A 26,374-nucleotide genomic window follows, 5' to 3' on the forward strand; every position below is an offset into this window, starting at 1 on the left:
TCAAGCCTCCCATCGTCACTGTAAGGACAACGATTGGAGTTATAGAGAAGCCCACCGGAAAGATAGTGGAAAAGGACGTCATGATGTACGATGGGTCTTCGGGTTTGTTGCTGAGTTTCTTCGCACCTCACTTCCCAGATGCTAAAGCCGCTGGGTTTCCAACTTTATTTGGTTTTGATATAAAGGGGCATGAGATCAGCAAAGAGGAGTGGAAACGGAAGGATGTCCAAGTTGGAGGAGGGCTGGTTCTATTGGACACGAATGCAAACTTGGGAGAGATAAAGCCTGTAGCTTTCGCTGAAGATAGATCAAAACTTGCCTACATTTACTTAGTTCTCCTGCTGATTCTCATAACAGGTTGGCTCATTAGGAGGAACAAAATATGACATTAAAAGAATGGGAGCTCAATGAACCAACCCGCCTAATGATATTGCTGGCTGGAATGATCCTCAATACTTTCATACTTCACTCGGCTTATCTTCACCTAACGGCAAGCTACACGATCCTACACTCCCAGTCCCTAACATCTTTTCCCTCTATCCTGGGGGCCCACATAATTAGAGTAATCTCCGGACTGTTGAGCAACGGAAGCTTCTGGATAATATCGGGTTTATTCATCTCGCTTCTCGGATCGGTCATATTTAGGATGGACAGAGATGTGGGTTACGCTAATTCGATATACTCCCTCCCATATAAGAAGTGGGAGATATTCGGGATAAAGTATCTGGTGTTGCTCCTTTATTCCCTAACTTTAACTTTCATTCCATTCTTTTCAGTATCTATAATAGCAAGCCTCTCACTGATCGAATATATCCCGGATATCCTCTTTTCTAAGATGGTGGTGTACAGGATTCTGTTGAGCCTATATATGATCTTGTATTTAACGTCCCTTGTGTCTCTAGTTTCTTTGATAAGCCCAAACATACTGATAACAATAATAATATCTTTATCCTTGTTTTTCCTTCCGTTCTTTATTTCCATCTCAGAAGTTCCGCCCCTCCTCTTCATTATAGGTAATTTTAAAGAAGCACTAAACTTTAAAATGATAACCTGGGGTGTGATAGTTCCACTAGCATTGATAATACTCTCAATGGGAATTTCTGAATGGAAGGATGTCAGGTGAGATTTTTAAAGGTCTTAGCAGTATTCTTCCTTCTTCTTCCTGGAATCATGGAGCTGGGCTATGCAAGGTACTCCGACAAAATAGAGGGAACGCAACCTTCCCCACTAACTTCAAGATTAGGAGATGAGGTATATTTCATAAGCATATTCGTGCCAACGTCTTCTCTCGCTGAGATCAAGTGCGTGGGAGAAGGAGACGTAGTAATGATGGATAGATTTAGCAGGAAAGCTGTCTTCTATGAGGAGTTCTCTGGAAAACTTGCCCTTCGATTTCAGTTTCCCCATGAGGGAGATTATATACTTTATTCCGAAAATCCACAAATGGGCACAACCTGCGTTGTGAGGCTTAGAAAAAACGCTCCTTCTCATGCTGTTCAAAGGGGAATGTATGCTGTAGGTATATTATCAGGCTTAGTATTGTTTGGTCTCTTGCTGTGGGGGAAGAGAACATGATAGTCGCGGAGAACCTAACCAAAAAGTTTGGCCCCATATGTGCCTTAGACAACGTCTCGGTTAAGATTGACGAAGGTATAACCCTAATAGTCGGTCCGAACGGTGGAGGGAAATCAACATTCTTGAAGCTTAATTCTTGAAGCTTATAGTTGGAATATACAGACCTACCAAGGGAAAGATAAGGGTTTTTGGGGAGGATCCATGGAAAAGCAAGAGGATAAAGAGAGTAATTGGATTCTCGCACGATCCGCCAGCATTTCCCAGCTTTGTGACTGGTAGGGAATGGCTTTCATTATTTTCCAGGGAGAAAGGAAGCGGAGACGAAGACGTTGATAGGGTTGCAGATATCTTTGGCATCGATTTCCTAGATCTTAGAATCGACAAGTACTCCTCAGGAATGAGAAAGCTCTTGGCGATATCTCAAGCCTTCATTGGAAATCCAAAGTTGGTAATATTAGACGAACCATTTTCGGGCTTAGATTTTAAAAACGTTAAAGGGGTCATCAAGGTGATTAGGGAGTTCAAAGAAGTTGGTGTGAACTTCATAATCGTGAGCCACATGTGGGAACCTTTAGTTCCCCTTGCAGACTGGATTATAATGATCTCTAATGGGAAAGTTATTGTAAACGGCCCCACTGAAAGTGCAAAGGGGGAAATAGAGAGGATTTTCAGAGAAACGTTTGCCACCACGTAAAATCAAAATTTTAAAGGAGATCAGAGGAGCTCCTCCTCTTCTTCCTCCTCAAAGTAGAGCTGCCTCCTTGCTGCCTCGAGCATGAGCTTCCTCTCTTCCTGTGCGACGACCTGCCTGATGAGCTGCACTGCATCCGGGTTGGCGCTGATGCTGTCGATACCTAGCCTGACGAGTATCCTGGCCATCTTCGGGTCGCTTCCAGCCTGACCGCAGATGCTGGTCTCGACACCGTACCTCTTGCAGACCTTGATGACATGCCTGATGAGCTTAAGCACAGCTGGGTGGGTCTCGTCGTAGAGCTTGGCGACGCGCTCGTTGTCCCTATCGATGGCGAGGGTGTACTGGGTAAGGTCGTTGGTTCCGAAGCTGATGAAATCGATGCCCTCCTTGATAAGATCCTCAATGATTATTGCCGCCGCGGGAACCTCTATCATGACGCCCCAAGCGACGTCTTTGTGCGGCTCAAGGCCGACCTCCCTGGCTATCCTCTTGGCCTCCCTTATCTGCTCGGGGTGGCTGACGAGCGGAAGCATGACGCCGATGTTATTGTAGCCCTTCTCGACGACCTTCTTTATGGCCTTGAACTCAGCCCTGAGGAGCTCGGGCTGGTCAAGACCTCTCCTTATGCCCCTCCATCCTAGCATCGGGTTCCTCTCGTCGGGCTCGTCCTCTCCGCCAGGCATCTCCTTGAACTCGTTGGTCGGAGCGTCAAGGGTCCTGTACCAGACCGGCCTCGGATAGAATGCTGCCGCAACCTTCTCGATGCCCTCGGCGAGCTTCTCCACGAGTTCTTCCTCCTTGCCCTCCTTGATGAACTTGACCGGGTGCTGTCCAATGCTGAGTATCATGTGCTCAGCACGAAGCAGGCCGACACCATCAGCACCGGTTGCTGCAGCCCTCTCTGCCACTTCAGGCATGGAAACGTTGACCTTGACCTGAGTTCCGGTTATTATCGGAGCGCTGACGACGACCTGACCGCCGGCAGCCTTCTCCTCTTCCTTCTTCTTGACGAGGCTCTTGACTATGCCCTTGTAGACGAGACCCCTGGCACCGTCAACGGTGACGTAATCACCAGTCTTGAGGACCTTGGTGGCGACCTTGGTACCGACGACACACGGAATGCCGAGCTCCCTACTAACTATGGCGGCGTGGCTGGTCCTTCCACCTTCGTCGGTGATTATCGCCGCAGCCCTCTTCATCGCTGGAACCATGTCCGGGTTGGTCATGGTGGTGACGAGAATGTCGCCCTCCTTGACCTTGTCGATCTCGCTGGCATCGAAGATAACCACAACCCTGCCGGCGCCGATACCCGGGGATGCTCCAAGGCCCTTAAGGATGACCTCAGCCTCCTCGACCTCAGCCTCCTCGGAGGCCTTGGCTTCCTCCTTAAGGGTGGTTATCGGCCTGCTCTGGACGATGTAGAGCTTGCCGTCGTCCTTGTCGTAGGCCCACTCGATGTCCTGAGGCCAGCCGTAGTGCTCCTCAATTTTCTGGCCCATCTTAGCAACTTCAATTATCTGCTCGTCGGTGAGGACTTGCTTCTCGACCCACTCAGGACCAAGGTGCTCGGCGACCTTGACCATAACCGTTCCCTTACCAGTCTCCGGGTTCCTAACTACCATGACCTCCTTCTTGGCTATGACCTTCTCCTTAATCTTCCAGGTGCCCTTCTCGACGATGTACTCGTCGGGGGTGACGGCACCGCTGACGACTGCCTCACCAAGGCCCCAGCTGGCGTTTATCATTATCTCGTTCCTGTCGTTGGTAACCGGGTTGGCGGTGAACATGACACCGCTCTTCTCGCTGTTGACCATCTTCTGGACGACGGCGCTGAGGTAGACCTTGCTGTGGTCGAAGCCCTGCTTGGCCCTGTAGAAGGTGGCTCTAGCTGTCCAGAGGCTGGCCCAGCACCTCTTAACCTTGTCTATAACATCGTCGGCACCGAGGACGTCAAGGTAGGTCTCCTGCTGACCTGCGAAACTCGCTTCCGGAAGGTCCTCAGCAGTGGCAGAAGAGCGAACGGCGACGTAAACCTCCTCCTGTCCGAACCTCTGACTGAGCTCCTTGTAGGCCCTCCTTATCTCCTCGGCTATCTCCTCGGGCATAGGCATGGAGATTATCTTCTCCCTTATCTTGGCGGTGTTCTCCTGGAGCTGCTTTGAGTCATCGACGTTTGTCTTGCTGATTACGTCCATAATCCACTCCTGAAGCGTTCTCCCGTCCTCAACGAGAGTGTTCTCCACGAAGTACTTGTAGGCCTCAGCGGTGACACAGAAGCCGGGCGGAACCGGAATTCCGGCCCTAGTCATTTCGCCAAGGTTCGCACCCTTTCCACCAACAAGAGGCACATCTTTCTTGCTTAGCTCCTCAAACCACTTTATGAACCTGTACGCCATCGTTCCCACCTCCAACTGAAAATAACCGGGAGTGGTATGGAAGGACCTTATTTAAAATTAACGTGAATAGCTTAGTCCTCCAATGTTCACAACCGACCTAGGGCCTTGATGTGCTCATTGATCTCTTGAGGAAGACCATGTATGGCCCCGGACAGGGAGCCCTTGAGTACCCCTCAGGTACAGGGATTCCCTTCGCAATTATTAAATCGTATTCTGCCCCTTGAACGTCATCAGGAGAAAGCAGCATCTTCACATCAGCGTCCGGGAAGTAGTAGCCGGCGAGGGTGTATAGGCGGGGAGACACAAGTATCTTTTCGGCCTTGTAGGCCACGGCGCATGACAGGACCTCATTCTCGGGCAACCAAGCTGAGTCCCACTCGTCCTTCAGGCTAAGGGCAGAGTAAACCACCGGAACCAAGAGAATACCCGAGAGGAGCAGAAAGACTAGGAACTTCCTCGGGATGCCCACGAACCTCCTTGCAACATCGATGAGAAAGGCAACGCCAAGGGATGTTAGGACGGCGAAAGCCGGAGAAAGAAAAGTCACAAAGCGGGTCTCCTTGTGGATCACCGTAAGTATACCAAAAAGTCCAACGGTAAGCCAAGAGATTAAGAACCATCCAATCCTATCCTTTTTCAGTGTCACGAATCCCACTGCCGAGAGAAGTGGCAGAACGAAGCCGATGTCTTTGATAAGCATTCTTAGGAAGTCCGAGGCTGAAATTGGCTTATCCATTGTGACAACTCTTGAGGCAACCTCGAAGGGTCTCAAGAAGCCGCCGTAGTGGAGGTGGCCAAGATAGAGCCAGGGGAAAAGCGTGAGGAGGAAAACCGCGAGACCAAGCCAAATTTCCCTTCTCCTAACCCAAGTCCAGTGCTCCGTGAGGTATAGGTAAGTGAAGATTACGCCCACGATCGTCAGGCCCGTGTATCTTGTCAGGACAGCTAGAGCAGCGAAGAAGAACGCCAGAACGGTTCTCCTCCAATCGCCGGCCGTGAAGAGCATGTAGAGGGAAAGGGTGTAGAAGAATGTGAACTCTGCGTGGACGAGGGCTCTAGTGGCCATCGTGAAGGCGAGCGGATTAAAGATGTAGAAGAGGGAGGCGGTGACGGCTTTCCACTTATCCCCAAGTAAGGCACTGGCCAGGAAATAAACGAGGACTGCCGTCAGGGAGTGGAAAAGCAGTGAAACTAGCCTAGCCACAGCCAGGTGGTGGCCGTAGGGAAGGAAATAGAGTATAAGGGAGAGGGTGTAGGGGTAAAGGGGAGGGCGGTACATCATGTAAACGCCCTGGTATGTGAAGCCCCTTCCCTCGGCTATACTCCGGGCGATGTCTATGTAGAGGGCCTCGTCGTAAGTGAGGGTCTTCCAGGGCGGGAACGTCAGCAGACCGGCCGTGAATGTTACGAGGAATAGGAAGGCCGGTATCAGCTTCTCCCTCCACATTCTCGACTCACCTCGGACAAGATTGCGAGAGCGAATATGGCGGGAACCTTAAAGGCGTCGAGGCCGCTCTCCACAGAGACGAGGAGAATTGAGAGGGATGAGACGCCAGTAACAGGATTCTTCACGGCCCTTCCAAGGGCAAAGCCAAGGAAAAAGCTCTCCAGAAGGCCGAAAATGCCGAAGTCGTAGACGGGCTGGCCAAATATCGTGTACGTGTACTCCCTCGCTTTCCCAAAAAAGCTGCCGACGAGCAGTCTTGGGTTGATAGAAGGGAGGAGCTCAAGCCTACCGATGGGCATCCCTAGTTCGAAGAGTCGCTCGTAGACGGAGTAAGTAAAGCCAATCCTGTAGAGGAGCTCCTCGAACAGAGAAAATCGCCAGATGCCGTAGGTCATAACGTTTATTACGTGCCTCACGAGGAATATGATGAGCAAAAGAAAGAGGGCCACCCCAAGAACCCTGCCCTCAACCTTCCCCTTCCTCAACACATAGGCCGCGAGAAGTAGAAGGGCGGAGCTTCTGAAGGTTGAGACGAGGGCGATGAGGAGACCGAGAATTAGAATCCTGGAGTCGGGCTTGTAGGAGAGGGCAAAGACCAAAAGATACGCGGAGGCTAAGTATGGAAGCTTCAAGAGCGAGTACCTAGTAGCTGGATCGAGGAGGGGAATGGCTCCCATAAGAGCTACAGGAAGGGGTAGGAGAAGAGCCGAAACCACCAGGATCTTCCACATTAACTCGGTCCTCCCTGTAAACCATTCAGGGTTCTTTTTAAGCCAGACAACGGCACCCAGAAAGGATACCGCAGGGAGAAAGCCAAGGGGCCCCACGAGCAAGGCAATTCCGAGAACTGGTATTACAAAAACCCAGGCGGGAACCTTTCTTCCGGCGAAATGGTAACCCAGGAACATGGAGAACGTGAAGGCAAGGGCGTAGAGGAGAGGACAGGGCTTAGGTGGAGGTAGCTGGTCAAAGTGGAGCTTAGAGATGATGGCGAGACTGATGTATGCTACCATCACCGCCCAGAGGATGTAGGCCCTATCCAAGGCGCTTCACCTTCACGTCCACGGTTATAAGACCCCTGAGTATTAGGCAGGAGCCAAGGAGGAACAGGGCGTAAACGGGTAGATCGAGTATCCCCGTCTCGACACCAACTATGCCGTAGGCGAGGGTGGAGTAGTAGATGGCCCTCGTGAAATAATCCTTGGCCCTACCCAAAACCTCGTAGTAGAAACCGAGGAGGAAGAGCTCGAGAGCACCGAGAAGCCCAAAGTCAAGGTAGATGCCACCGATAAGGGTCGCCGTTGTCGTGACGTCCCTGATGAGAAGGTACTTTGATATGAGCATCCTGGGGGAATACCCCCCGAGGAAGTATGACCTCACACCGGCCCACTGCAGGACACCGTGGTAGAAGCCGAAGGGAGAACAACGCCAAACTATGACGTCGAGAACGGACGTCGTGGCCACTACTCTCGTTAGGAGGTCGCCAAGCCCAATGTTCCGGAAGGAGTTCAGGAGGAGGAATAAGAGGGCTGCCAGGACACCCACGAGCAACGTCCTCCTATCCAGGCCCTTCTCCTCGTAATAGGCCGCTCCAAGGGCAATCAGGGAAACCAAGACCGGCGTCCGATAAGCGTAGAGGGAAACGACGAAGGGATATAGAAGGGCATACCTTCTACCCCTGAGGAACAGGTACACGCTCAAAGGCATTCCAAGAAAGTACGTGAGGGCCGTAAGCCTTGGATTCAGCTGAGTCCTGATTGAGGGATCCAGGAGAGGGACCTGACGGAGCATTAGAAGCTGGAGAAGAACTATTAAAAGAGAAAGCCAGAAGGCGCTCACTATGTAATCCTCTCTGACCGGGAGGGGCCTCTCACTCCATCTTATCCTCCCGCCGACGTGGAAGCCATAGATCATGGAGAGAGAGAAGATTGTAACCACGAGAATCGTCTTGGGTCGGGCCATACCCAAGGCCACGAAAATCATAAGGATTATTGGAATCAGGTGATGGAGCCTCACCTCGTCCTCACCTCAATAAGCTTAAGGGGGAGCGTTCTCTCCTCGGAGTTCACGTAAAGAATTCCGTAAAAGTAGACCCTGTGACCGGCGAGACCCTTCATCAGGAAGCGTATGGGAACCATGTTGGTGGATATCACCGCCCCACCTTCCCCAAGCTGGAGAATCGTCAGGGAGCCGTAGCTCTTGTAGTCGGCCATATACTTGAGGCGGCCGAGCTCGATCGATGTTACGTTACCTTCGATGTAGATGAGACCCGAAAACCTCTCAGAGTAGGCCTCCGTTAGATAACGGGAGAAGGCCTCCTCCGCCTCGCCCTCCGTGGGTGGAACCTCGTAAACGTATACCTTTCCCCTGGCAATTACCCTTATCTCCTTCGCCCTGAAGTCCTCCTTCGTGGCCTCTGGTCCCCCGAGGGTATAATCGGTGCCATTTATTATGACGACTATCGTGGAACCCCTGACGGCAAAGAGCTCCCCCCGGAGGATTCTCTCGTCTGGCGTCGTGAATTCTATCGTGACATTGAAGCCCTTCACGAGGAGGTTCATTGCTTCGTTCGCGGCCTCATATATCTCGCCACCCCTGTAGTGAACCGCGAGGGAATTTAGAAGCACCCCGAGGAGAGCCACGGTCAAGATTAGCGGGATGAAGCGGCGGATATTCATGACACCACCACCAGTGCTCGTGATTTGACAGATATAAAGGTTTCGAGCCGAGAAGGTTAAAAGTTCTCCTCTCTTATTGTAGAGGGGTGAGAAGATGAAGAGAGCGGTCGTGCTCTTCAGTGGCGGCCTTGATTCCACAGCCTGCCTCTACTGGGCGAAGAGGCATTACGAGGAAGTTATAATGCTCACCGCCAACTACGGGAGCAACGAGGAGAAAGCAACGAACAGAGTAGCTGAGTTCTTCTCCAAGGAACTTAACGTTCCGCTGAAAATAGTAAGGCTCGACTTCCTCGAGGAATTCTCGAAGCTCAAGGGAACGAGCCTTGTGGGGGGCGAGACGCCGAAGGTCACGGTGAAGGAGCTGGAGGACATCGAAAGGGCGAGAGAGACCGCAAAAAGCGTCTGGGTGCCGGCGAGGAACCTAGTGCTGATAAGCGTGGCGGCATCCTTTCTCGACGCTCTGGGTGGCGGGGATATAATCGTAGGCTTCAACGCCGAGGAAGGGCAGACTTTCTCGGACAACACACCCGAGTTCGTGGCTCGAGTGAACGAGGCCCTCAAATACGCGACCATGAACCCCGTAAGGGTCGTGGCTCCCCTCATAAACCTCGACAAGAGGGGCATAGCGAAGCTCCTAAAGGAGCTAAACGCGAAATACGAGTACTCAAACTCCTGCTACATGCCGCAAGGCTTCACAGAGGACGGAAAGCCAATACACTGCGGAAGATGCGAGAGCTGCGTGAGGAGACACCGCGGGCTAATGGATGGCATAGGAGAGGATAAAACGATATATCTTGTACCGCCAAAGTTATAAGTTCACGGGGTGAACCAGTTCACCGGGTGAACCCATTGTTCCTCCAAGGACCCTGCCACAGGAGGGAGGAGCTGTACGATAGGGAGGAGGAGCTCGAAGCAATAACCAAGGCTCTCAAGAACAATGCTTGGGTAGCAATTTTAGGGCCAAGAATGGCAGGGAAAACAAGCTTAGCTATTGTTTCAGCCAACATAACTGGCAAAAAAGTTGTATACGTGAACTTTAAAGGGGCCGAGAGCCTAAGGGATGCAACCGTTCGAATACTCAACGCACTTGGGGGTTCCAAGCTGATGGGGATTAAGCGAATTAAACTTGGTCCCATAGAAGTCGAGAGGGAAATTGAAAAGCCCTCCTTACTCCTTGAGGAAATTCTCTTGGGATTAAAAAAGAGTGTTGTTATATTTGATGAAATCCAAGACGTGAAGCAGGGAGTTAACAAGTTCTTAAACGTTCTCTCTATAGTCAGGAACACAAAGAGGGATGTAGAGTTCATATTTACCGGCTCCGCAATTGGATTGATGGATTCACTACTGAACCCAGATCCAAAAAATCCACTGTATGGGAGGAGCCCAATAAAGGTCGAAATAGGTCCGTGGGATATTCAAACAGCAATAAACTTCATTGAAAGTGGACTAAGCGAGTGTAGGGTGGAATACACGACAAAGGAAATTTCGGAAGTTGTTGAAGAACTTGGAACTCTGCCGGGATGGCTGAGCTTCTACGGACTAAGGAGGTGCACCGGAATGAGGCACAGAGAGGCCCTCGAAGATGCCATAGGGGAAGGAGTTAAGGTAGCGAGGGGAGAACTTGAGAACTTGCTAAGGAGCAGGCCGGAATGGGCAAGGAAAGCCTTAAGAGCAATGGCCTTTGGAGCAAAATGGAGTGAGCTTTTAAAGCTTGGTGCCTCGAAGTCCGGCCTTCACAACTTTCTTTCCGTGCTGAAGAAGCTTTACCTTGTATCAAAAAAGGGGAACCTATACGTCATAGCTGATCCCATTTACAGAAAAGCATGCCTTGAGCTTTAATCCCTAGCTTCCTTCCTAATAATTTCCTCGGGTCTTAAAACCGATATCCCGACTCTTTTCTCCAGGACGTTTATCATAACAATTATATCCGGTCTCTCAAGGTTTACAGGATTGCCATTTGCCGCCTTAATTATGCCTCCGAGCCTCCTCTCGAGAAACTTCTCCCCAATTTTTGCCCCCCTCACCTTAACCCTAACGGCAAAGCTCTTCCCTGGGGGCAGTTTTATCTCCCTAATCCTATCCTCAAGCTCGTCAAAGCTTACAAACTTGTCTATTGGAATAAAGCTTTGGAGGGCGAAGGTCTCGAAGCCCTTAATCCTCTCAATGGCCTCCTCCCGCGGAAGGGACGTCTCCCCCATCAGAACTCCCCTCCACCTCATTCTCCTGACCTTGGCGTTCAGGGCCCATTCCAGCTCGAGGGCCGCGTCGCCCTCCCTCCCCGGCGGGCAGGTGGCGAGGAAAAGCAAGGGCTTTCACCTCGCGGTCATTGCCAGAAAGTAGAAAAGCAACTTAGCGGCCGTTAAGGCAGTCACGTTGCCTATCTCGGTCCCCGCTACCTCCATTATATCAAAACCAACGATACTCTTCCTCTCCGTGAGCCATTCGAGAGCCTCCACGACATCCCAGAAGCGAAGACCACCGGCCTCTGGCGTCCCCGTCTCGGGAACCAAGGGAGCGTCGAAAACGTCTATGTCAACTGAAACATATATCGGCTCCGGCAAGGATAACACCAGGTCAACGAAGGCGTCGAAACTGTAATCCCTCGCATGCACCCACTCAACGTTATTCTCCCTCGCGAACTCGATCTCCTCCTTCGTCCCGCTCCTGACGCCGAAGATGGCGACCTCGACGCCGAGCTCCCTTATCCTCCTAGCCACGCAGGCGTGGTTGAAAAGGCTCCCCTCGTATTCGTTCCTGAGGTCGAGATGGGCATCGAAGACAACGTAGCTTCGGGGCCTGAGAACCCTAACGGGGGCGTAGGTCATGGAGTGCTCCCCGCCTAAGAAGATTGGGAGTGCACTCCCGTTTATCTCCCTTAGCTCCTCCACCGTCCTTGCAGCCCTCTCAAGGGTTCCCTCTACATCACCAGCCATCACAACCAGGTCACCAACGTCGGCAATTCGAAGTTGAGCGACATCAACATCGTAGTCGAGAACGTAGCTCTCAAGGTTCAGAGTCGCCTGCCTTATGAGAAGAGGGCCAAACCTCGCCCCCGGTTTATAGCTCGTCGTTCCGTCGAAGGGAAGGCCAAGGATTATGTAGTCCGCCTCTTCGGGATTCACGAGGGGGAGCTCCATGTCGAATGTTCTAAACGTGTAGAGGGGCTCCATGGCACCACCAAAGCTGATCCCGAAAAAGGATTTATAAAGATTCATCAAAGGAGCCCCTCGGCCTTCGCGGCCTCCTCTGGGTCCTCGTTGCGGTGAATGACCCTTATGAGGGCCCTTATCATGGGCTCCGGGTTCTTCCTCTGGAAAATGTTCCTGCCGACGACGGCTCCAGCTCCTCCGGCCTCGATAACCTCCCAGACTACCTTGAGGAAGTCCAGGGGATTCTCAGCCTTGGCTCCGCCACTCAGAAGAACGGGAACACCCGCAGCAGCATCGACTACCTTGGCGAACGTTTCCTTAGAGCCCGTCCAGTAGGTCTTTATCATGTCAGCACCACTTTCGGCGGCGGCTCTGGCCCCATACATGACGACGCGATAGTCCTCTTTCTTCCCATACTTCTCGTTGATGTAGGGGCCCCTTGGGTAAGCGAACTGAACCACTGGAAAGCCGAGGTCGTGAGCGTAGCTTGCTATCTCGGCAAACTGACGCATCATGACATCTTCCTGTGGGGAACCCCAGTAAACGGTGGCCGCTATCGCGTCAGCGCCGAGCTTAATGGCGTCCTCGACTAAGGCAAGCTGGCTCTGGAGGAGCTGCTCCTCCTTTGGCCTCAGGTTGGTCTTGCTCGTGAGCTTTATCATGAGCCCAGCGGTAGGCTTAACGGCATCGCCGGCGATCCTGGCTATGCCGGGGAGCATCATGACGCCGTCCACTCCAGCGCGCACAACCTTCCTGATGATCACCCTTGGGTTCACGTGCTCCCAGACCGGCTCGAAATCAGTTGGCCCGTGCTCGAAACCGTGGTCCATGGCAAATATCAGGGCCCTTCCATCCCTGCGGAAGAAGCGCCTTAGCCTTCTCCTGATCCCGATGCTTTGATAAGGCTCCACGTATACCACCCTCAGTGAATATGAGGAATTTTGACTTAAAAACTTTAAGAGCCTCAGTCTGGAACGGCTTCCTCATCTGCTCGGCAGCTACCCTGTTGCCATCATCGGCCCAAAAAAAGATTTGAGGAAAGGGGTTAATTAACCTTTGGCCGATGACGACGGATCAACCGGCCGACCGGTGATGACATCAGCCTTGGCCGAGGCCTCTCAACTTCATCGTTAGTATTCTGATATCGGTTCTGAAGGGCTCCTTTACTCTGCTGGCCTCCTCCTCGAGCCTTGCGATTAGGGCTTCAACACCATTCACCTCACTTAGCAAACCGAGAACGAGCTCCCTGAGCCTGTTGTAGTACTCCACGTAGGGCCTTACGTCGAAGAGGGCCTCCTCCACGAGCGCCTTGAGCTCAGTCATACCACCTGCCCCCCACGAACCAGTACCACCAAGCCTTCTCCAAGTCCTCCCTTTGGCCAAGGATCACGAGGTACCTGATGAGTGCAAAGTTAACGAGGAGGAGGAATATAACGAGGATATAGTAGGCAGGTACCGCAAGGCTCAGGAAGGCGTAGTAGTCCCAGAGGAAGTGGAGGAATATGGCGAGGGTATAGTAGGGAAGAGTTGATCTGATTTTCCCTTCGGCCTTAAGGCCGTACCCAACGCCCACAAGGGCGCTCCACGTGGCATGGGCTATGGGCGTTAAGAAGGCCCTGCCAATAGTCGTCCCGGGACCATAACCGAGCCCGTAGAGGAGATTCTCGGTTGCGGCAAAGCCGAGTCCAGCGGCAACGCCGTAGACGACGCCGTCCATTATCCCGTCCATCTGTCCGGCCCGATAGGGCCACCTTATAGCGAGGGCCTTCGCCGGCTCCTCGACGAAGCCTGCTACGAGGGCCATGTAGAGAACCGTGGCCGGAAGGACAGTTGGAAGGGAGAACCAGCGCGGAACGAGGATGCTTTCCAAGACAAGGGCGACAAGAACGGATATGGTGCCTCCAAGCAAGAACGTTCCTATAACGTACCTTTTGGGCTCCGGTTCTAGGCGATCCTCGTGGTAGAAATACCAGAGAAGGGCGAGGGCAGGTGCGTAAGCGAAGAAGACGAGGGTGGAAAGGATTTCCACAGGATTCACCCCCGGTCAGCGAAGCGAAGAGTCATCACCGCTCAGGTGTCCTCGGCTTCATCATCCCGACTTCTCCAGATACTTTTCAAGGACCTTCGCCGGGACGTCAAGGGGCAGACCAAGCTTGGAGAGGGCAACGCCCAAAGCGTGCCTTGCGGCGAACCCCTTAAACTCCTTCGGGGCGAACTCCTCAGCCGGAAACGCCTCTAGGCTCTCGGCCAAGGCTTTTATATCTTCCTCCTTCCTAACCTTCTTGAACGTGGAGAAATAGTTCTTTATGCCCTTCACGTCTATGCGGGCATAAACGGGAATTTTCGAGACGGCGGTTTCGTTTATGCTTGCGAGGAGCCGTGCGACATCGAGCTGAGAGGTCTTCTCATCTATCATCAGCCTCTTGACGACTATCCACCGGTCATGCTTCGCCGTGAAGTTCACGTGCTCCTCCTCGTAGGGGAGCTTCACCCTTACCTCGGATATCGGCTCCACGGGATAATCCACGGGAGCGAGGTTCGCAAGGGAGAGGCGGACGAGGAGTGCCTTGGCGACATCCCCTAGGATCTTCCTGAGCTTCTTGTCCTCCTCCCTTATGAGAGCGTTTAGCTTCCTAGAGGTGCCAGGGGAACGCAAGTGCTTGAGTACCTCCCAGAGCTCCCCCTCTCCCAAAAGAGCCCTTACACCCTCGACGTCAATGACAACCGTGAGGTAATCGGGAAGTTTATTGTTTACCGTGTTTGAAATCCTCGCCAGAAACTTGGCGATTTTCTCTTCTTCCATTTCCTCGAGCCTCTCACCCACGAGCCAAGGGCCGTGCCTTGCCGTGAACTCTATGTGGTCCACAACCCTCATCGCGAATCCCCTCAGTACTTAGAAGGGCCCCCTTTATAGGCTTTCAGATGAAAAGTTTATTAGGGGTTTCTGCACAAGGTGGTCATCGGTGAGCGGAGGTGAAGCTCAGGGAACTCATCGAGAGACTTAACGAAAGGCAGAGAAAGACCGTAATGGGATGCCTCGAGAAGTGCCAGATCTTCGATCTCGACGAGGAACTGGAGCTAGAGCCAAGGGGTGAGCTCCAGAGGTTCCTCAAAATTATGGCGAATCCAATCCGCTATGGAATTCTTAAAATACTAAGGGACAGGTGGATGTGCGTGTGTCTTATCTCTGAAGCCCTTGGTGTCGACCAAACCCTCGTTAGCCACCACATAAGGATACTGAAGGAGCTCGATCTACTCCATGAGAGGAGGGAAGGCAAGCTGAGGTTCTACAGGACGAACGAAGAAAGGTTAAAGGAGTTCATTGAAATGCTCGCGGAGGAGTTCGGACATGGAGCTCCAGAGGGACGTTGATGCTCTCGTGAAGAAGATGGGCGGCTACTGGACGCCTTCCCAGATGCTGGCAGCCCTGATGGAGGAGGTAGGTGAGCTAGCTGACGAGATACTCGCCATGGAGGGTGTTAAGGGAGAGCCAAGCGAGGAAAAACTGAGGGAAGAGGTTGGTGACGTTCTCTTCGCCCTCGCATGCATAGCCAACTACTATGGGATAGACCTAGAGGACGCCCTGATGGAAAGCATCAGAAAATATTCAACAAGAGATCTCCAACCTTAGCTTTAGCCCGTGATGTTGGATATCTTTCGAAAGATTTTTATAAGCTCAATTCTTTTAGGAAGAAGGGTGGTTAGATGAGGAAGCTTGATAAGATGGACCTCCAACTCGTTAAGGTTCTCTCCCAGAACTCCCGCCTCACATATAAGGAGCTTGCGGAGCTCCTCAGCACGACCCGGCAAAGGGTCGCGAGAAGGATGGAGAAGCTCAAAAGGCTCGGCGTCATAAAGAAGTTTACCGTGATTCCCAACTTTGAGAAGCTCGGCTATGCCTACGTCATCCTAGCCGTGTCCCTCCGGCCCGGCACAGACATTAATACCATAATCGAGAGGCTCCAGGCTAGGGAAGAGGTTAAAATCATCGAGAAGGGGATAGGAGCCCACAGCCTCATAATCCACGTGCTCGTCCCCAAAGAGCTGAAGGGCGCAGAAGAGCGCGTTGAGGAGATAATGAATGAGCTAAAGGAAGCAGAAAGAATAGACGTGACATTCGTCAGCGACGTCGTGAAGTTTGAATTAATTTAAAAAGAGGGCTCAAGCGGCTTCGGGCTCTGCCAAGACCTTTATTTTCCTTATCTCGGCCCTCTTGAGCGGGTATATCTTCTTAGCTTCCCTGGCTATCTCCTCGGCCATCTTGCCAGTCACGGCCTCGAGGATGAAGTCCTTGAAGTTAAGCTCCTCAGCCTTTCTGTAGATAATTTCCTGCATTATCTTCCTGATGGCCCTCTCCTGGCTGGTCTGGATGCGGCGCATGGCTATTGCCATACCCATAACACGGAGCTTGTAGCCGTCTTTAGTTGTGATGTTGAATATGCCGTCTATCCTCGTGGTCCTCCTCCTAACGAGGCTCCTTATGTAGCTCCTAGCGAGCTTGTGGCCCTTGAACTTGGTGTAGGCGTTCTGGCCCTTGACGTCGTAGACCTGGAAGTACAGCTTGACGTGGCCCTTGGTGAAGTCTCCCGTGAGATCCTTAAGGGTCACCTCGACGACCCTACCTATGACCTTCTCGGGATCGTCGGCTGGCGTGAGCCCTATCTCTTGCCCCCCGAAGAAGTCAGGGGCGTAGATTATGTACCACTGCTTGAGCTTCCACTTATCTCTCGTGGCACCAGCCTTCCTCCTAGGCTTCGCCATTACAACACCTCCTCCGCAACCTTGATCGCGAACACCAAATCGTCTAAAGCCGCTATGAGGGTCTCAATCTCCCCGCGGTATTTAACCTTTGTTATTACCCTCCCCCCTTCGGAACGCGTCTTCAAATTTAAATTTTTCCTTAATCCCTCCGGAAGGGATGCGTTATCAACATCGATGGCCCTCGCTATCGCCCTCGCCCTTTCAGCATCGCCGTACTCCCAGACCAACTCAACCTCGGCCCTTATCTCCATGAGCCCCCACCTGCTCTCCAAGTAGCCTGTCTATGAGCTCTTGAAACTCCTCAAGCTTATCCTTGGGAAACCTTATACCCGCCGCTATGGCGTGGCCTCCCCCTTCCCCACCAAGGATCTCAGCGGCCTTCCTAAGGGCTTCCCCTAAGTGATATCCCTTCGCTAAGGCCCTCTCCGTCGTCCTGGCTGAGCCCTTCATGAGTTCTTCATTCTCCTCGCTGTCCGCTAAAACTATTACCGGCTTCTCCGGGTCGGCGAGACCAGCGTTTATGGCCATGCTGGCGGCTATCCCGACGAGAGTATCCTTTATGGCCTTGCCAGCGTAGAGGACATAGACGTGCTCGCCTTCCCAGAGGAGGGACTCCCAGTTCTGTATCAGGTACTTCCTAGCCTCTATCTGCTCCCTCTTGTAGTCCTCAACGAGCTTGAGGGCCCTCTTGAAGGCGTTCTCATCCCCGAAGCAGACGGCGACGCCGAGCGTCCCGGCGTTGAGCCTGCCAGTCGCGTTCAGGAGTGTTGCAAATTCACGGGCCTCATGCCTTGGGTCTCCTTCGGGATATATTGTTATCAGAACGACATCGCCTATCAGCCTGTCAACGTCCTCCTTCGTGGCCCCATGCTTGAGTAAGTGAATGACAAGGAGGTCGTGGAGCCTCTTCTTCTCCTCCTCGCGCAGTTGCCAGTACTTTACGTCGGGATCAAAGCCCTTGCTCCTGAGCCACTCTATGGCTTTTCTCTCGTCGCCCGTTATCTCCGGGAGCTCCGGATTCGTAGCGTAGGCTAGCATCTGATAGAGAGGCCGGCTTTCTCTCCCAAAAAGCCTCAATTCCTTCCTCACTTCGACTATACTAAGAGCCTTCCCGTCCTCGATTATATCGAGGTTCATGCCATGAAACACGCCGTCGTTCTCCTGCATGTCTCCAACAGCCCCCACAAGAGCCAAGTAGCTGAGATCTCTGTTTTTCCGGTTTATTTCTCTCGCTATAAAGTAGGCGACACCCGAACCGCTTAGATCGCGGACACTGTTGGCCCCGAAGGGGACAGGGTTTACGAGGACGTGTCCATCGGGCAGTTCCCCGTCCTCAGGGGGGTGATGGTCCGCTATGATCACTGTCCTGTCCCCGAGATGCTCTCTTATGAGGTTCAGGGAACCGCTCCCAAGGTCGCTGAAGACGTATATCCTGTAGTCTTCCTCCCTCAGCTCCCTTATGAGCTCCTCACTTACCTGTTTGATTATGCTGAGGTGGAACTTGCCGCCCTCCCTCGCGACGGCCTTCGCGAGGATAGCCCCCGCGGTTATCCCATCGGCATCGCGGTGGGAGATAATCCTGATGGTGTGTTCTAGCTCCACATGCATCTTTATTAGCTCGGCACCCTCCCGGGCCCTCTCCAAAAAGGCATTCTTGTCCATCCTACCACCTTAATAAGAAGGAGAGAATCAGCGAACGAGGAGCTTGGCCTGCTCCGGGTCGTAGCGCCAGTCCTTCGGAAGCTTGCCCTTCCTGCGGTAGTACTTGACGAGCCTCCTTATCTTGCTCTCGATGAGCTGGAGACCGCGCATAGAGTGTAAATCCTTGGGGTGCTGCTCCAAGTGCTTCCTCAGGTTGACGGCCCTCTTGATGAGGAACATGAGATCCTCGGGTATTTCGGGGGCGAGGCCGTGCTTCTCGAGGATCCTCGTTATGGTAAGGTTCCTGTTGGGGTTGTCCGGGTCCTTGAAGAGCTTGACGCTCGGGATGCCGTACTGGTCCCTGAGTATCGTCCCTATCATCGCCGTGCTGTAGCCCTCTTTCCTGAGCTTGACGACGAGGTTCTCAATTTCCTCGACGGTATACTCGAGCCATATGGGCGGGGCCGTCCTTGGGGGTCTCTTGGAACCACTCCTACCCCTCTTCCTCGCGTGCATCCTCGCCATGCAACCACCTCCTGGTGACGGCCAGCCCAGGCCAGCCGTCCCTCCACCTCCCGGTTGAGGGGAGCATTTAAAAGGTTTGCGGGACCAAGCTTTTTTAAGATCCTTGCGAGCCTCCATTGGGGTGGGCGGATGAAGATACTGTGGGCGCCGTGGCGAATTGAATACATCAGGGCCCCAAAGCACGAAGGGTGCATATTCTGCGACTTTCCAAAGGAGAACAGGGACAGGGAGCGGTTAATTCTGTATAGGGGGAAGCACGCCTTTGTCATAATGAACAACTACCCTTACAACCCAGGCCACGTCATGGTGGCCCCCTATAGGCACGTGGGGAACCTCGAGGAGCTGACGGATGAAGAACTGCTAGAGATCATGAAGCTGGCCCAGCTCATGATAAAGGCCATAAAGAAGGTCATGAGACCAGACGGCTTCAACCTTGGATTTAATATAGGCAGGGTTGCAGGAGCGGGCATAGACGGCCACATCCACCTGCACATCGTCCCGAGGTGGAACGGGGATACAAACTTCATGCCAGTCATTGCGGACACAAAGGTAATCCCCGAGTCCCTCGAAGAAGCCTACGATGATATTAAGAGAGCAATAGAGGAGATCGAAAATGCTGAGCGAGAGTGAACTTGAAAGGTACGACAGGCAGATAAGGATATTCGGCGTCGAAGGTCAGGAGAGACTGAAGAAGGCCAAGGTTGCCGTTGTAGGCGTGGGGGGGCTAGGAAGTCCCGTCGCTTACTATTTGACCGCGGCCGGCGTGGGAAGGCTACTCCTCGTGGACGAGCAGATGCCCGAGCTCAGCAACCTCAACAGGCAGATACTCCACTGGGAGGAGGATGTGGGGAAAAGGCCAAAGGCACTCTCGGCTAAGTGGAAGCTGGAGCGGTTTAATTCTGATGTTAAGGTAGACACCTTCGTAGGCCGCTTGACTGGAGAAAACATCGACGAGGTTCTCAAGGATGTTGACATCGTCGTGGATTGCCTCGACAACTTCGAAACGAGATACCTTCTCGACGACTTCGTCCACAGGAAGGGCATTCCCTTGGTTCACGGGGCCGTTGAAGGACTCTACGGTCAGGTGACGACGATAATCCCGGGGAAAACAAGGAGGCTAAGGGAAATATTTCCGAGGGTTTCGGGGAAAAGAACCTTCCCAATTCTAGGAGCCACCGCGGGCGTCGTTGGAAGCATACAGGCCGCCGAGGTCGTCAAGCTAATAACGGGCCATGGCGAGCCACTCATTAACAAGCTATTGATAATAGACCTGGCCCACAACACCATCGAAGTCCTGAATATTTAGCTCAGCCACTCTGGGGGCAATCATCCCCGGAGGGTCAGCATTGGATTCAGTCATCATAGCCCAGAAAATTTGGAAGACATGAGGTTATAAGCTTCGTGGCCCGCACCCCTGTTTTTCCTGCAAGATTCAGTAGACTATGCAATTGGGCTCACAACGCAGAAAAGCCCTTTATCACAGTCATGTCAAACGGGGCCAAGGGCCCCACTGATTTTAGCCACAGCGGCGACAGTTTTATCTGATTTTACGCGGGAGGTATTGGGGAAGACTATTCTTATAAAATTTTCGGTCAAAAATTGGAAAAACAGCGACGGACCAAACCTTTATATATCGGGACCACTAAGGAACCTTTTGGCGGCGGGCTAGGCCGGGGGGTTCGGCGTCCCCTGTAACCGGAAACCGCCGATATGCCGGGGCCGAAGCCCGAGGGGCGGTTCCCGAAGCCGCCCTCGGAAGCCGGGGCCAAACGATGAGTCCTCGTCCCGCGGGGTGCCCGGTGGGGGAGGCGTGGCTGAAGGGCCACGCTAACCCCCTTTGGGCCCTGAACCCCGCCAGGCCCGGAAGGGAGCAGCGGTAGGGGCCACGGTGCACGCTCGCGGGGGTGCGGGGATGAGGGAGGCCCCGGTGGAGGGGGGCGGTGGAGGGTTCCCACCCTTGGGCGCGCCCGCCGCCGCTAAACTTTTCTACGATGAGGTCAACGCTTTTATACCATCTCTTCGATAAGGAAGCAGGTGGTCGTTATGAAAGCGTTTATAGCCGAGAACGTTCGAGGCATCTACGCCTTCGACGAGGACGGCAAGCTCATCGCCAAGAGATTCTTCACAGAGAGCCCGGAGAAGGTCCTTGACAAGCTTCTAACCGGGGAGCTAACCGAGGACCTGAAAGCCCTCCTTCAGGAGCTAAGGAAGAAGGGCTACGACGAGTTTATCTTTGAGCATTCAGAGCTCAGCAGGAAAGCGAAGGAGCTCGGCTACAACGCGAGCAGTGAGTTCCCAAACCTCGCGGGCGAAAGGCTCCGCTCGAACCCTGAGGAGTTCCTCGGTGAGGACTGGTTTGACACCTACTACAGAGTTGGCGTGGCTCTGACAAGGCTCAGGATACAGGAGCAAAGCGGCGCAAGGGACAAGATGGTAATCCAAGCCATAGAGGCTCTGGACGACCTTGACAAGGTCATAAACCTGCTCGTGTCGAGGCTCAGGGAGTGGTACAGCCTCCACTTCCCGGAGCTCGATGAAATACTTCCAAGGCACCCACAGTATGTGGCCTTCGTTAAGGCCGTTGGGCACAGGGACAACGTTAGCGAGGAGAAGCTTGAGGAGCTCGGTCTGAGCGAGGATAAGATTAGGAAGATACTTGAAGCTAAGGAGAAAACGATGGGTGCCTGGATGGACGAGACGGATATAAGAGTTATCCAGCACTTCGCCGAGGAGATAGACAGGCTTTACAAGCTCAGGAAGGAGATAGAGGATTACATAGACAGGGCGATGGACGATGTAGCGCCGAACCTCAAGGCCCTCGTCGGTGCAAAGCTTGCAGCTAGGCTAATAAGCCTCGCCGGAGGGCTGAAGGAGCTCGCCATGATGCCGTCCTCCACCATCCAGGTGCTTGGAGCAGAAAAAGCCCTCTTCAGACACCTGAGGACAGGAGCGAAGCCGCCAAAGCACGGTGTCATCTACCAGTACCCAGCGATAAACCGCTCGCCTTGGTGGCAGAGGGGTAAGATTGCCAGAGCTTTGGCAGGAAAGCTCGCAATCGCCGCCAGAGTCGACTATTTCTCCGGCGAATACATAGCCGAGGAGCTCAAGAAGGAGCTTGAGGCCAGGATTAGGGAGATTAAGGAGAAGTATCCAAGGCCGCCCAAGAGGAAAGCCGAGCCAAGGAGGTTCAAGAAGAAAAAGAAGAAGGAAAAGAAGAAAAAGAAGGGCAAGGAGAAGAGGGGTAGGAGGTGAAAGACATGGTGGAAATTAAGAAGCACAAGTTTTCCGGGGTCTACACGGTCATCGATGATGATGGAAGCGAGAAGATAGCCACGAAGAACCTCGTCCCCGGCCAGAGGGTTTACGGAGAGAGAATAATCAAGTGGGAGGGCGAGGAGTACAGGATATGGAACCCACACCGCTCCAAGCTCGGGGCCGCGATAATGAACGGTCTGAGAAACTTCCCGATAAGGCCCGGCAGGAGCGTTCTCTATCTGGGCATAGCGAGTGGAACTACAGCTTCACACGTCAGCGATATAGTGGGCTGGGAAGGTAAGATATTTGGAATCGAGTTCTCACCGAGGGTTCTTAGGGAGCTTGTGCCCATAGTCGAGGAGCGGAGGAACATAATCCCAATCCTTGGCGACGCCACGAAGCCTGAGGAATATAGGGCTCTTGTAACGAAGGTAGACGTCATCTTCGAGGACGTGGCACAGCCCACGCAGGCCAAGATACTTATCGACAACGCCGAGGCCTTTCTAAAGAGGGGAGGCTACGGCATGATAGCCGTGAAGAGCAGGAGCATAGACGTCACCAAGGAGCCCGAGGAAGTCTTCAGGGAGGTCGAAAGGGAGCTTGGTGAGTACTTCGAGGTCGTTGAGAGGCTAAACCTCGAACCCTACGAGAAGGATCACGCCCTCTTCGTCGTGAGGAAGCATTGATCCTAACCTTTCCATTTTTGGAGGCCCCCTCATGATTTCAATCATCGTGCCTACCTACAACGAGCGCGACAACCTAGAAGAGCTCTTCTCTCGCATAGATAAAGCTCTGGCGGACAGGGAGTATGAGATAATAGTCGTCGATGACGACTCCCCCGATCGAACTTGGGAGCTGGCCGAAGAGCTCTCCCTCATATATCCCGTCAGGGTCGTGAGGAGAACCCGCGAGAGGGGCCTCTCTTCGGCCGTTATAAGGGGCTTTAAGGAGGCGCGCGGCGAAATCCTCGTGGTGATGGACGCCGACCTCCAGCACCCCCCCGAAGTAATCCCCCTCCTCGTTGAGGCCATCGAAAGAGGGGCGGACATCGCCATAGCCAGCCGGTACGTGAAGGGGGGTAAGGTCGAGAGCTGGCCCCTCTACAGGCGGCTTATATCGAAGGGGGCCATAATGATAGGCAGGGTTGCCCTCCCGAAGATAAGGGGGATTAAGGATCCGGTCAGTGGCTTCTTCGCCCTCAGACGGGAAGTAATTGAAGGTGTTGAGTTGAACCCTGTCGGCTTCAAAATCCTGATGGAGCTCCTCGTCAAGGGGCACTACTCCAAGGTCGCCGAAATACCATTTTCCTTCGGCCTTAGAAGAGCGGGAAAGAGCAAGCTGAGGGGAAAAACGATGTTAAATTACCTCCGTCACGTTTACAGGCTTATGAGGTGGGAGGGGGAAATCGACAGGCTCGTCAAGTTTTCCCTCGTGGGGGCCTCAGGTATTCTTGTAAACGAGGGCTTTCTCTGGCTCTTCGTTCAACTAGGCCTCCCAAAATCCATAGCCGTTGTTCCAGCCACAGAGCTCGCAATCCTCAACAACTTCACATGGAATGACCTCTGGACTTTCAGAGACCTCCGGAGGGGCCCCCTCATAGGTAGGCTTGCAAAATTCCACCTCGCGGCCCTGAGCGGAGCGCTCGTCCAGTTCGTCGTTTACTGGGTCCTGCTGTTCTTGGGAATCCATTACCTTCTGGCGAACCTCGTGGGCATTATCTTGTCTTTCCTCGTGAGGTTCGTGGTGAACAGACATGTAACATGGGGGTAACCATTTAAGCGCTGAGGTTCATCTCTAATCGGTGAGCCCTATGGATGCGTTCCTCAGGGAGGCCGAAGCCTTCAGGTCAGAGAGGGTCTTCGAGGACATAGTGGCAATATCCAGGTTCCACAGGATACAGGGCTCGGAGGACATCGTTAAAGCCGCCGAATACGTCCTCTCAAGGCTCGAGGAGGAAGGTATCGAGGCGGAGCTCATAAGGGACGGGTACGATGGTAAAAGGCTCCACCTAACGCTCCGCTCCCCCATAGCCTGGGAGTTGATTGAGGGTTATGTCGAGTATGGGGAGAAGAAGCTTACCACTAAAGACAGTCCCCTCCTGGTGATGGCCCATTCTCCGCCCGGCGAGGCTGAGGGAGAGCTACTGCCAATACTCAGGGAGGAGGACTGGGAAAAGGCCGAAGGGAAGGTAGTCCTCGTCGGCGAGAAATGGAGGGAGGCCTACAAGAGGGCCAATGAGGCCGGCGCAAAGGCGTTTATAGCTTACAGAAAGGGAACGGGTGAGGCGTTCCCATACGTGGGCCTATTCCTGACACGGGAAGACCTTAAGTGGGCCAAGATACCGGCCGTTGCCGTGCCCGAAAAGGTCGCCGAGGACTTAATAACCAAGGCAAAAAAGGGCGGCGTTCAGGTAAAGGTCAGGGTCGAGACGGAGGTTAGGGATAAAGCCACCCTGCCAATCGTCTATGCGAGGATCGGTGAGCCCCCGTACTTGCTGTTCTCAGCCCATATCTGTCATCCTAAGCCGGGTGCCAACGACAACGCTTCCGGGAGCGCCATGCTCATAGAAATCGCGAGGCTCCTCAAGAACGTGAAGAGCAGAGTCGGCTTCGCGTTCCTCTGGGTCCCCGAGTATCACGGAACGCAGGCCTTCATCTCAAGGGCCGAGCTGGAGGAGATATACGCCAACATCAACCTCGACATGGTCGCTGGAAGCGACGACAGGGCCGGCTCGACGGTAATGCTCGTGAGGAACCCGCTCTCAAGGTTCTCGCTCGTTTCAGGCATTCTCGAGCACTTCCTCGCCAAGGTCAACGTTGAAGGGAAGAGCTTCTCAGGTAATCCTCTGCCTCGCTTTCGCCTCAAGGCATACCCTTACGAGATGGGGAGCGACCACGACGTTTTCAACTTCTTCGGCGTCCCGGGAACGATGCCAATAACGTGGCCGGACCGCTTCTATCACTCTTCCGCGGACAGCCCCGAGAAGCTGAGCCTCGAAGTCATGACCGTAATCGGGAGGGCAGCCTTAGCGACAGCCTTAGCAGTGGCGAGGGCGGGGAAGGGGGAGCTCGAGCGCTTCGCAAGAGGCTACGCTATGAAGGTGCTTGGCGAGATATCCATGGAGAGGAAGCTTGAAGAGGCAGGGAGACTCGTTATGAATGGTTTAGCGAGGGACTCGAGGCTCCTCGGCCTCGAGATCGGCAATACATTCGAGCCGGAGCCATGGCTCGAATGGAGGGAGAAGGGAATTATCAGCGCCCGGAGGGTAAAGGAAATCGACGAGAAAAAGGGAAAGGTGCTCGAGGAGTTATTCGAGGACAGAACCTTTACGGTTCACCTCCACGAGCTTCTCATGCTGGGGGAGATGCTACCGAAGGAGAAAGCCTTCAGGGCGCTCGAGGAGGAGTACGGGAAAGTTGATCGGGAGAAGCTCGAAAGGGCCCTGAGAATACTCGAGGAAGTGGGCTTCGTAAGGGAGATTTAACCCTTCTTAAACTCCTTTTCCAGTTCCTCTATCCTCTTCATTAGACTTTCCTTTATCTTCTGGAGGATTTCGCCAGGGGAGACTGCGGTGTAGGCGTAGCCGAGCCACCCCATCTGAATTAGCTCCCTCTTAAGAAGCCCCTTCCTGTAGAGGTTGAGGACATGCTCCCTGACGGACCTCTCGCTGATACCGAGCTCCTTTTGGATTTCTCTTATCCTCATGGCCCTGCCCTTTTCAAGGAGGAGCCGGTATATCCTAATCTCGTTCTTCTTGAGACCTATCGAACGTAGCAGGGCCTCGAACTTCTCATAAGTATTCCCCAGCTCCCCCCTCATACTTTCCCACCTATGAAGTTCAAAGTTCAGAAGAATAAGGGAAAAGTAAGTAATAAAGTTTTCTACTCGGCCCACTCATCTTCGGGAACGGCTTCTTTCTTGGCTGGGATGAGGCATATGAACTCAAATGTTTCGGAGTCCTCATTCTTGTAGCCGTGGGGCTCGTTCGGTGGGATATAGATGAAGCTGCCCGGAACCACCTTGAACCAGTTCTTCCCGTCCTTCGTTAGGTAGCCCTCCCCCTTCACTATGAATATCTCGTGCTCCCAATCGTGCTGATGAAGGGGTATCTCACCCCTCCTCTTAATCACAAAGTACCTCATGACGAAGTTCTTGGCCCCAAGCTTGGGCGTTATGAGCCACCTTATGGTCGTTTCCTTCGCCACCTGCACATCCTTCTCCTCAACATCGTTCACGTGCCCGATGTACATAGT

33 protein-coding genes and 1 other RNA gene are annotated in these 26,374 nt (G+C 53.3%); 17 read left to right on the forward strand and 17 right to left on the reverse strand.

Going from position 1 to position 26,374, the window contains the following annotated elements; all coding sequences use genetic code 11:
• Positions 1-65: 65 nt before the first annotated feature.
• From PYCH_RS07230 to PYCH_RS07245, 5 genes are read left to right on the forward strand one after another with little or no spacing between them, the layout of a single operon-like run.
• On the forward strand, positions 66-386 hold the full coding sequence (locus tag PYCH_RS07230; RefSeq protein ID WP_013906201.1) for a hypothetical protein: 321 nt from the start codon (positions 66-68) through the stop codon (positions 384-386).
• A complete protein-coding gene (locus PYCH_RS07235) occupies positions 383-1,123 on the forward strand; it encodes a hypothetical protein (RefSeq protein WP_013906202.1) in 741 nt (246 codons plus the stop codon). Before PYCH_RS07230 ends, PYCH_RS07235 begins: the two co-directional genes overlap by 4 nt.
• The gene (locus tag PYCH_RS07240) at positions 1,105-1,575 is read left to right on the forward strand and encodes a hypothetical protein (protein ID WP_148236217.1); all 471 of its coding nucleotides are present in this window, start codon (positions 1,105-1,107) and stop codon (positions 1,573-1,575) included. The genes PYCH_RS07235 and PYCH_RS07240 overlap by 19 nt, the downstream gene beginning before the upstream one ends.
• Positions 1,572-1,715 carry an AAA family ATPase gene (locus PYCH_RS10185; protein ID WP_237698656.1) on the forward strand — a complete coding sequence of 48 codons (144 nt, stop codon included), beginning with the start codon at positions 1,572-1,574 and terminating at the stop codon, positions 1,713-1,715. The genes PYCH_RS07240 and PYCH_RS10185 overlap by 4 nt, the downstream gene beginning before the upstream one ends.
• Positions 1,712-2,269 (forward strand): ATP-binding cassette domain-containing protein, encoded by a 558-nt coding sequence (locus tag PYCH_RS07245; protein ID WP_237698657.1) that lies wholly within the window; start codon positions 1,712-1,714, stop codon positions 2,267-2,269. Before PYCH_RS10185 ends, PYCH_RS07245 begins: the two co-directional genes overlap by 4 nt.
• Positions 2,270-2,289: 20 nt before the next feature.
• On the opposite strand, the gene ppsA is transcribed toward PYCH_RS07245, so the two are convergent.
• From ppsA to PYCH_RS07270, 5 genes are all read right to left on the reverse strand, one after another.
• Positions 2,290-4,665: a phosphoenolpyruvate synthase gene (gene ppsA / locus PYCH_RS07250; RefSeq protein WP_013906204.1), complete on the reverse strand. Its 2,376-nt coding sequence runs from the start codon at positions 4,663-4,665 to the stop codon at positions 2,290-2,292.
• A 97-nt stretch (positions 4,666-4,762) separates the two neighbouring features.
• A complete protein-coding gene (locus PYCH_RS07255) occupies positions 4,763-6,112 on the reverse strand; it encodes an ArnT family glycosyltransferase (RefSeq protein WP_013906205.1) in 1,350 nt (449 codons plus the stop codon).
• Positions 6,094-7,155 (reverse strand): hypothetical protein, encoded by a 1,062-nt coding sequence (locus tag PYCH_RS07260; RefSeq protein WP_013906206.1) that lies wholly within the window; start codon positions 7,153-7,155, stop codon positions 6,094-6,096. Before PYCH_RS07260 ends, PYCH_RS07255 begins: the two co-directional genes overlap by 19 nt.
• Complete coding sequence (locus PYCH_RS07265; RefSeq protein ID WP_013906207.1) at positions 7,148-8,128, reverse strand: hypothetical protein; 981 nt, start codon at positions 8,126-8,128, stop codon at positions 7,148-7,150. Before PYCH_RS07265 ends, PYCH_RS07260 begins: the two co-directional genes overlap by 8 nt.
• Positions 8,125-8,790: a hypothetical protein gene (locus PYCH_RS07270; RefSeq protein WP_013906208.1), complete on the reverse strand. Its 666-nt coding sequence runs from the start codon at positions 8,788-8,790 to the stop codon at positions 8,125-8,127. The genes PYCH_RS07265 and PYCH_RS07270 overlap by 4 nt, the downstream gene beginning before the upstream one ends.
• Before the next feature lie 94 nt (positions 8,791-8,884).
• On the opposite strand from PYCH_RS07270, the gene queC reads away from it, so the two are divergent.
• Positions 8,885-9,604 (forward strand): 7-cyano-7-deazaguanine synthase QueC, encoded by a 720-nt coding sequence (queC, locus tag PYCH_RS07275; RefSeq protein WP_013906209.1) that lies wholly within the window; start codon positions 8,885-8,887, stop codon positions 9,602-9,604.
• Between the two features lie 26 nt (positions 9,605-9,630).
• Positions 9,631-10,629 carry an AAA family ATPase gene (locus PYCH_RS07280; RefSeq protein ID WP_048058267.1) on the forward strand — a complete coding sequence of 333 codons (999 nt, stop codon included), beginning with the start codon at positions 9,631-9,633 and terminating at the stop codon, positions 10,627-10,629.
• On the opposite strand, the gene PYCH_RS07285 is transcribed toward PYCH_RS07280, so the two are convergent.
• The 6 genes from PYCH_RS07285 to PYCH_RS07310 form a co-directional block, all read right to left on the reverse strand.
• Entirely contained in the window at positions 10,626-11,096 is a 471-nt protein-coding gene (locus tag PYCH_RS07285) for a THUMP domain-containing protein (protein ID WP_013906211.1), read from the reverse strand. The two genes, PYCH_RS07280 and PYCH_RS07285, sit on opposite strands and share 4 nt — an antisense overlap.
• A gap of 6 nt (positions 11,097-11,102) precedes the next feature.
• Positions 11,103-11,960, reverse strand: coding sequence for an agmatinase (speB, locus tag PYCH_RS07290; protein WP_048058268.1), 858 nt, complete (start codon positions 11,958-11,960; stop codon positions 11,103-11,105).
• Between the two features lie 44 nt (positions 11,961-12,004).
• Positions 12,005-12,850, reverse strand: coding sequence for a class I fructose-bisphosphate aldolase (fba, locus tag PYCH_RS07295; protein ID WP_013906213.1), 846 nt, complete (start codon positions 12,848-12,850; stop codon positions 12,005-12,007).
• Positions 12,851-13,037: 187 nt separating this feature from the next.
• Positions 13,038-13,262, reverse strand: a complete 225-nt coding sequence (locus tag PYCH_RS07300) for a hypothetical protein (RefSeq protein WP_013906214.1) — start codon at positions 13,260-13,262, stop codon at positions 13,038-13,040.
• Positions 13,255-13,968 (reverse strand): PrsW family intramembrane metalloprotease, encoded by a 714-nt coding sequence (locus PYCH_RS07305; protein WP_013906215.1) that lies wholly within the window; start codon positions 13,966-13,968, stop codon positions 13,255-13,257. The genes PYCH_RS07300 and PYCH_RS07305 overlap by 8 nt, the downstream gene beginning before the upstream one ends.
• A 60-nt stretch (positions 13,969-14,028) precedes the next feature.
• A complete protein-coding gene (locus tag PYCH_RS07310; RefSeq protein ID WP_013906216.1) occupies positions 14,029-14,814 on the reverse strand; it encodes a DUF2666 family protein in 786 nt (261 codons plus the stop codon).
• Between the two features lie 98 nt (positions 14,815-14,912).
• Here PYCH_RS07310 and PYCH_RS07315 point away from each other — a divergent pair, with 98 nt between their 5' ends.
• The 3 genes from PYCH_RS07315 to PYCH_RS07325 all read left to right on the forward strand — a co-directional run bounded on the left by PYCH_RS07315 (position 14,913) and on the right by PYCH_RS07325 (position 16,091).
• A complete protein-coding gene (locus PYCH_RS07315; RefSeq protein WP_013906217.1) occupies positions 14,913-15,311 on the forward strand; it encodes an ArsR/SmtB family transcription factor in 399 nt (132 codons plus the stop codon).
• Entirely contained in the window at positions 15,289-15,570 is a 282-nt protein-coding gene (locus tag PYCH_RS07320) for a nucleotide pyrophosphohydrolase (RefSeq protein WP_013906218.1), read from the forward strand. Before PYCH_RS07315 ends, PYCH_RS07320 begins: the two co-directional genes overlap by 23 nt.
• A gap of 74 nt (positions 15,571-15,644) precedes the next feature.
• Positions 15,645-16,091, forward strand: a complete 447-nt coding sequence (locus tag PYCH_RS07325) for an Lrp/AsnC family transcriptional regulator (RefSeq protein WP_013906219.1) — start codon at positions 15,645-15,647, stop codon at positions 16,089-16,091.
• Between the two features lie 9 nt (positions 16,092-16,100).
• Here the strand turns inward: PYCH_RS07325 and PYCH_RS07330 are convergent, their stop codons facing one another.
• The 4 genes from PYCH_RS07330 to PYCH_RS07345 are packed head-to-tail and all read right to left on the reverse strand — an operon-like array spanning position 16,101 to position 18,866.
• Positions 16,101-16,700 carry a 30S ribosomal protein S3ae gene (locus PYCH_RS07330; RefSeq protein WP_013906220.1) on the reverse strand — a complete coding sequence of 200 codons (600 nt, stop codon included), beginning with the start codon at positions 16,698-16,700 and terminating at the stop codon, positions 16,101-16,103.
• Positions 16,700-16,951 carry a KEOPS complex subunit Pcc1 gene (locus PYCH_RS07335; protein ID WP_013906221.1) on the reverse strand — a complete coding sequence of 84 codons (252 nt, stop codon included), beginning with the start codon at positions 16,949-16,951 and terminating at the stop codon, positions 16,700-16,702. The genes PYCH_RS07330 and PYCH_RS07335 overlap by 1 nt, the downstream gene beginning before the upstream one ends.
• Positions 16,929-18,362 (reverse strand): single-stranded-DNA-specific exonuclease RecJ, encoded by a 1,434-nt coding sequence (locus PYCH_RS07340; protein WP_013906222.1) that lies wholly within the window; start codon positions 18,360-18,362, stop codon positions 16,929-16,931. The genes PYCH_RS07335 and PYCH_RS07340 overlap by 23 nt, the downstream gene beginning before the upstream one ends.
• Positions 18,363-18,389: 27 nt before the next feature.
• The gene (locus PYCH_RS07345) at positions 18,390-18,866 is read right to left on the reverse strand and encodes a 30S ribosomal protein S15 (RefSeq protein ID WP_013906223.1); all 477 of its coding nucleotides are present in this window, start codon (positions 18,864-18,866) and stop codon (positions 18,390-18,392) included.
• 129 nt (positions 18,867-18,995) lie between these two features.
• Here PYCH_RS07345 and PYCH_RS07350 point away from each other — a divergent pair, with 129 nt between their 5' ends.
• The 7 genes from PYCH_RS07350 to PYCH_RS07380 all read left to right on the forward strand — a co-directional run bounded on the left by PYCH_RS07350 (position 18,996) and on the right by PYCH_RS07380 (position 25,605).
• Positions 18,996-19,496 carry an HIT family protein gene (locus PYCH_RS07350; RefSeq protein ID WP_013906224.1) on the forward strand — a complete coding sequence of 167 codons (501 nt, stop codon included), beginning with the start codon at positions 18,996-18,998 and terminating at the stop codon, positions 19,494-19,496.
• Entirely contained in the window at positions 19,480-20,172 is a 693-nt protein-coding gene (locus PYCH_RS07355) for a ThiF family adenylyltransferase (RefSeq protein ID WP_013906225.1), read from the forward strand. The genes PYCH_RS07350 and PYCH_RS07355 overlap by 17 nt, the downstream gene beginning before the upstream one ends.
• A gap of 352 nt (positions 20,173-20,524) precedes the next feature.
• Positions 20,525-20,839: signal recognition particle sRNA (gene ffs, locus PYCH_RS09665), an RNA gene on the forward strand.
• A 70-nt stretch (positions 20,840-20,909) separates the two neighbouring features.
• The gene (locus PYCH_RS07365; protein WP_013906227.1) at positions 20,910-22,118 is read left to right on the forward strand and encodes an NOP5/NOP56-like protein; all 1,209 of its coding nucleotides are present in this window, start codon (positions 20,910-20,912) and stop codon (positions 22,116-22,118) included.
• Between the two features lie 8 nt (positions 22,119-22,126).
• Positions 22,127-22,807 (forward strand): fibrillarin-like rRNA/tRNA 2'-O-methyltransferase, encoded by a 681-nt coding sequence (locus PYCH_RS07370; RefSeq protein WP_048058400.1) that lies wholly within the window; start codon positions 22,127-22,129, stop codon positions 22,805-22,807.
• A gap of 31 nt (positions 22,808-22,838) precedes the next feature.
• Positions 22,839-23,891 carry a glycosyltransferase gene (locus PYCH_RS07375; protein ID WP_013906229.1) on the forward strand — a complete coding sequence of 351 codons (1,053 nt, stop codon included), beginning with the start codon at positions 22,839-22,841 and terminating at the stop codon, positions 23,889-23,891.
• 40 nt (positions 23,892-23,931) lie between these two features.
• Complete coding sequence (locus PYCH_RS07380) at positions 23,932-25,605, forward strand: DUF4910 domain-containing protein (RefSeq protein WP_013906230.1); 1,674 nt, start codon at positions 23,932-23,934, stop codon at positions 25,603-25,605.
• On the opposite strand, the gene PYCH_RS07385 is transcribed toward PYCH_RS07380, so the two are convergent.
• Together PYCH_RS07385 and PYCH_RS07390 are read right to left on the reverse strand one after the other, a co-directional pair.
• Positions 25,602-25,940: a transcriptional regulator gene (locus PYCH_RS07385; RefSeq protein ID WP_013906231.1), complete on the reverse strand. Its 339-nt coding sequence runs from the start codon at positions 25,938-25,940 to the stop codon at positions 25,602-25,604. The genes PYCH_RS07380 and PYCH_RS07385 overlap by 4 nt on opposite strands.
• A gap of 62 nt (positions 25,941-26,002) precedes the next feature.
• Positions 26,003-26,371 carry a cupin domain-containing protein gene (locus tag PYCH_RS07390; protein ID WP_013906232.1) on the reverse strand — a complete coding sequence of 123 codons (369 nt, stop codon included), beginning with the start codon at positions 26,369-26,371 and terminating at the stop codon, positions 26,003-26,005.
• Positions 26,372-26,374 lie beyond the last annotated feature (3 nt).

Origin of the sequence: Pyrococcus yayanosii CH1 (assembly GCF_000215995.1) — an archaeon.
Classification (GTDB): domain Archaea; phylum Methanobacteriota_B; class Thermococci; order Thermococcales; family Thermococcaceae; genus Pyrococcus; species Pyrococcus yayanosii.

Coding starts and splice junctions, on each gene's coding strand:
- PYCH_RS07235 (WP_013906202.1), top strand. CDS start 383: ATGACATTAAAAGAATGGGAGCTCAATGAACCAACCCGCCTAATGATA.
- PYCH_RS07240 (WP_148236217.1), top strand. CDS start 1,105: ATGGAAGGATGTCAGGTGAGATTTTTAAAGGTCTTAGCAGTATTCTTC.
- PYCH_RS10185 (WP_237698656.1), top strand. CDS start 1,572: ATGATAGTCGCGGAGAACCTAACCAAAAAGTTTGGCCCCATATGTGCC.
- ppsA (WP_013906204.1), bottom strand. CDS start 4,665: ATGGCGTACAGGTTCATAAAGTGGTTTGAGGAGCTAAGCAAGAAAGAT.
- PYCH_RS07255 (WP_013906205.1), bottom strand. CDS start 6,112: ATGTGGAGGGAGAAGCTGATACCGGCCTTCCTATTCCTCGTAACATTC.
- PYCH_RS07270 (WP_013906208.1), bottom strand. CDS start 8,790: ATGAATATCCGCCGCTTCATCCCGCTAATCTTGACCGTGGCTCTCCTC.
- queC (WP_013906209.1), top strand. CDS start 8,885: ATGAAGAGAGCGGTCGTGCTCTTCAGTGGCGGCCTTGATTCCACAGCC.
- speB (WP_048058268.1), bottom strand. CDS start 11,960: ATGGAGCCCCTCTACACGTTTAGAACATTCGACATGGAGCTCCCCCTC.
- PYCH_RS07300 (WP_013906214.1), bottom strand. CDS start 13,262: ATGACTGAGCTCAAGGCGCTCGTGGAGGAGGCCCTCTTCGACGTAAGG.
- PYCH_RS07310 (WP_013906216.1), bottom strand. CDS start 14,814: ATGAGGGTTGTGGACCACATAGAGTTCACGGCAAGGCACGGCCCTTGG.
- PYCH_RS07320 (WP_013906218.1), top strand. CDS start 15,289: ATGGAGCTCCAGAGGGACGTTGATGCTCTCGTGAAGAAGATGGGCGGC.
- PYCH_RS07325 (WP_013906219.1), top strand. CDS start 15,645: ATGAGGAAGCTTGATAAGATGGACCTCCAACTCGTTAAGGTTCTCTCC.
- PYCH_RS07330 (WP_013906220.1), bottom strand. CDS start 16,700: ATGGCGAAGCCTAGGAGGAAGGCTGGTGCCACGAGAGATAAGTGGAAG.
- PYCH_RS07335 (WP_013906221.1), bottom strand. CDS start 16,951: ATGGAGATAAGGGCCGAGGTTGAGTTGGTCTGGGAGTACGGCGATGCT.
- PYCH_RS07340 (WP_013906222.1), bottom strand. CDS start 18,362: ATGGACAAGAATGCCTTTTTGGAGAGGGCCCGGGAGGGTGCCGAGCTA.
- PYCH_RS07345 (WP_013906223.1), bottom strand. CDS start 18,866: ATGGCGAGGATGCACGCGAGGAAGAGGGGTAGGAGTGGTTCCAAGAGA.
- PYCH_RS07350 (WP_013906224.1), top strand. CDS start 18,996: ATGAAGATACTGTGGGCGCCGTGGCGAATTGAATACATCAGGGCCCCA.
- PYCH_RS07355 (WP_013906225.1), top strand. CDS start 19,480: ATGCTGAGCGAGAGTGAACTTGAAAGGTACGACAGGCAGATAAGGATA.
- PYCH_RS07365 (WP_013906227.1), top strand. CDS start 20,910: ATGAAAGCGTTTATAGCCGAGAACGTTCGAGGCATCTACGCCTTCGAC.
- PYCH_RS07375 (WP_013906229.1), top strand. CDS start 22,839: ATGATTTCAATCATCGTGCCTACCTACAACGAGCGCGACAACCTAGAA.
- PYCH_RS07380 (WP_013906230.1), top strand. CDS start 23,932: ATGGATGCGTTCCTCAGGGAGGCCGAAGCCTTCAGGTCAGAGAGGGTC.
- PYCH_RS07385 (WP_013906231.1), bottom strand. CDS start 25,940: ATGAGGGGGGAGCTGGGGAATACTTATGAGAAGTTCGAGGCCCTGCTA.
- PYCH_RS07390 (WP_013906232.1), bottom strand. CDS start 26,371: ATGTACATCGGGCACGTGAACGATGTTGAGGAGAAGGATGTGCAGGTG.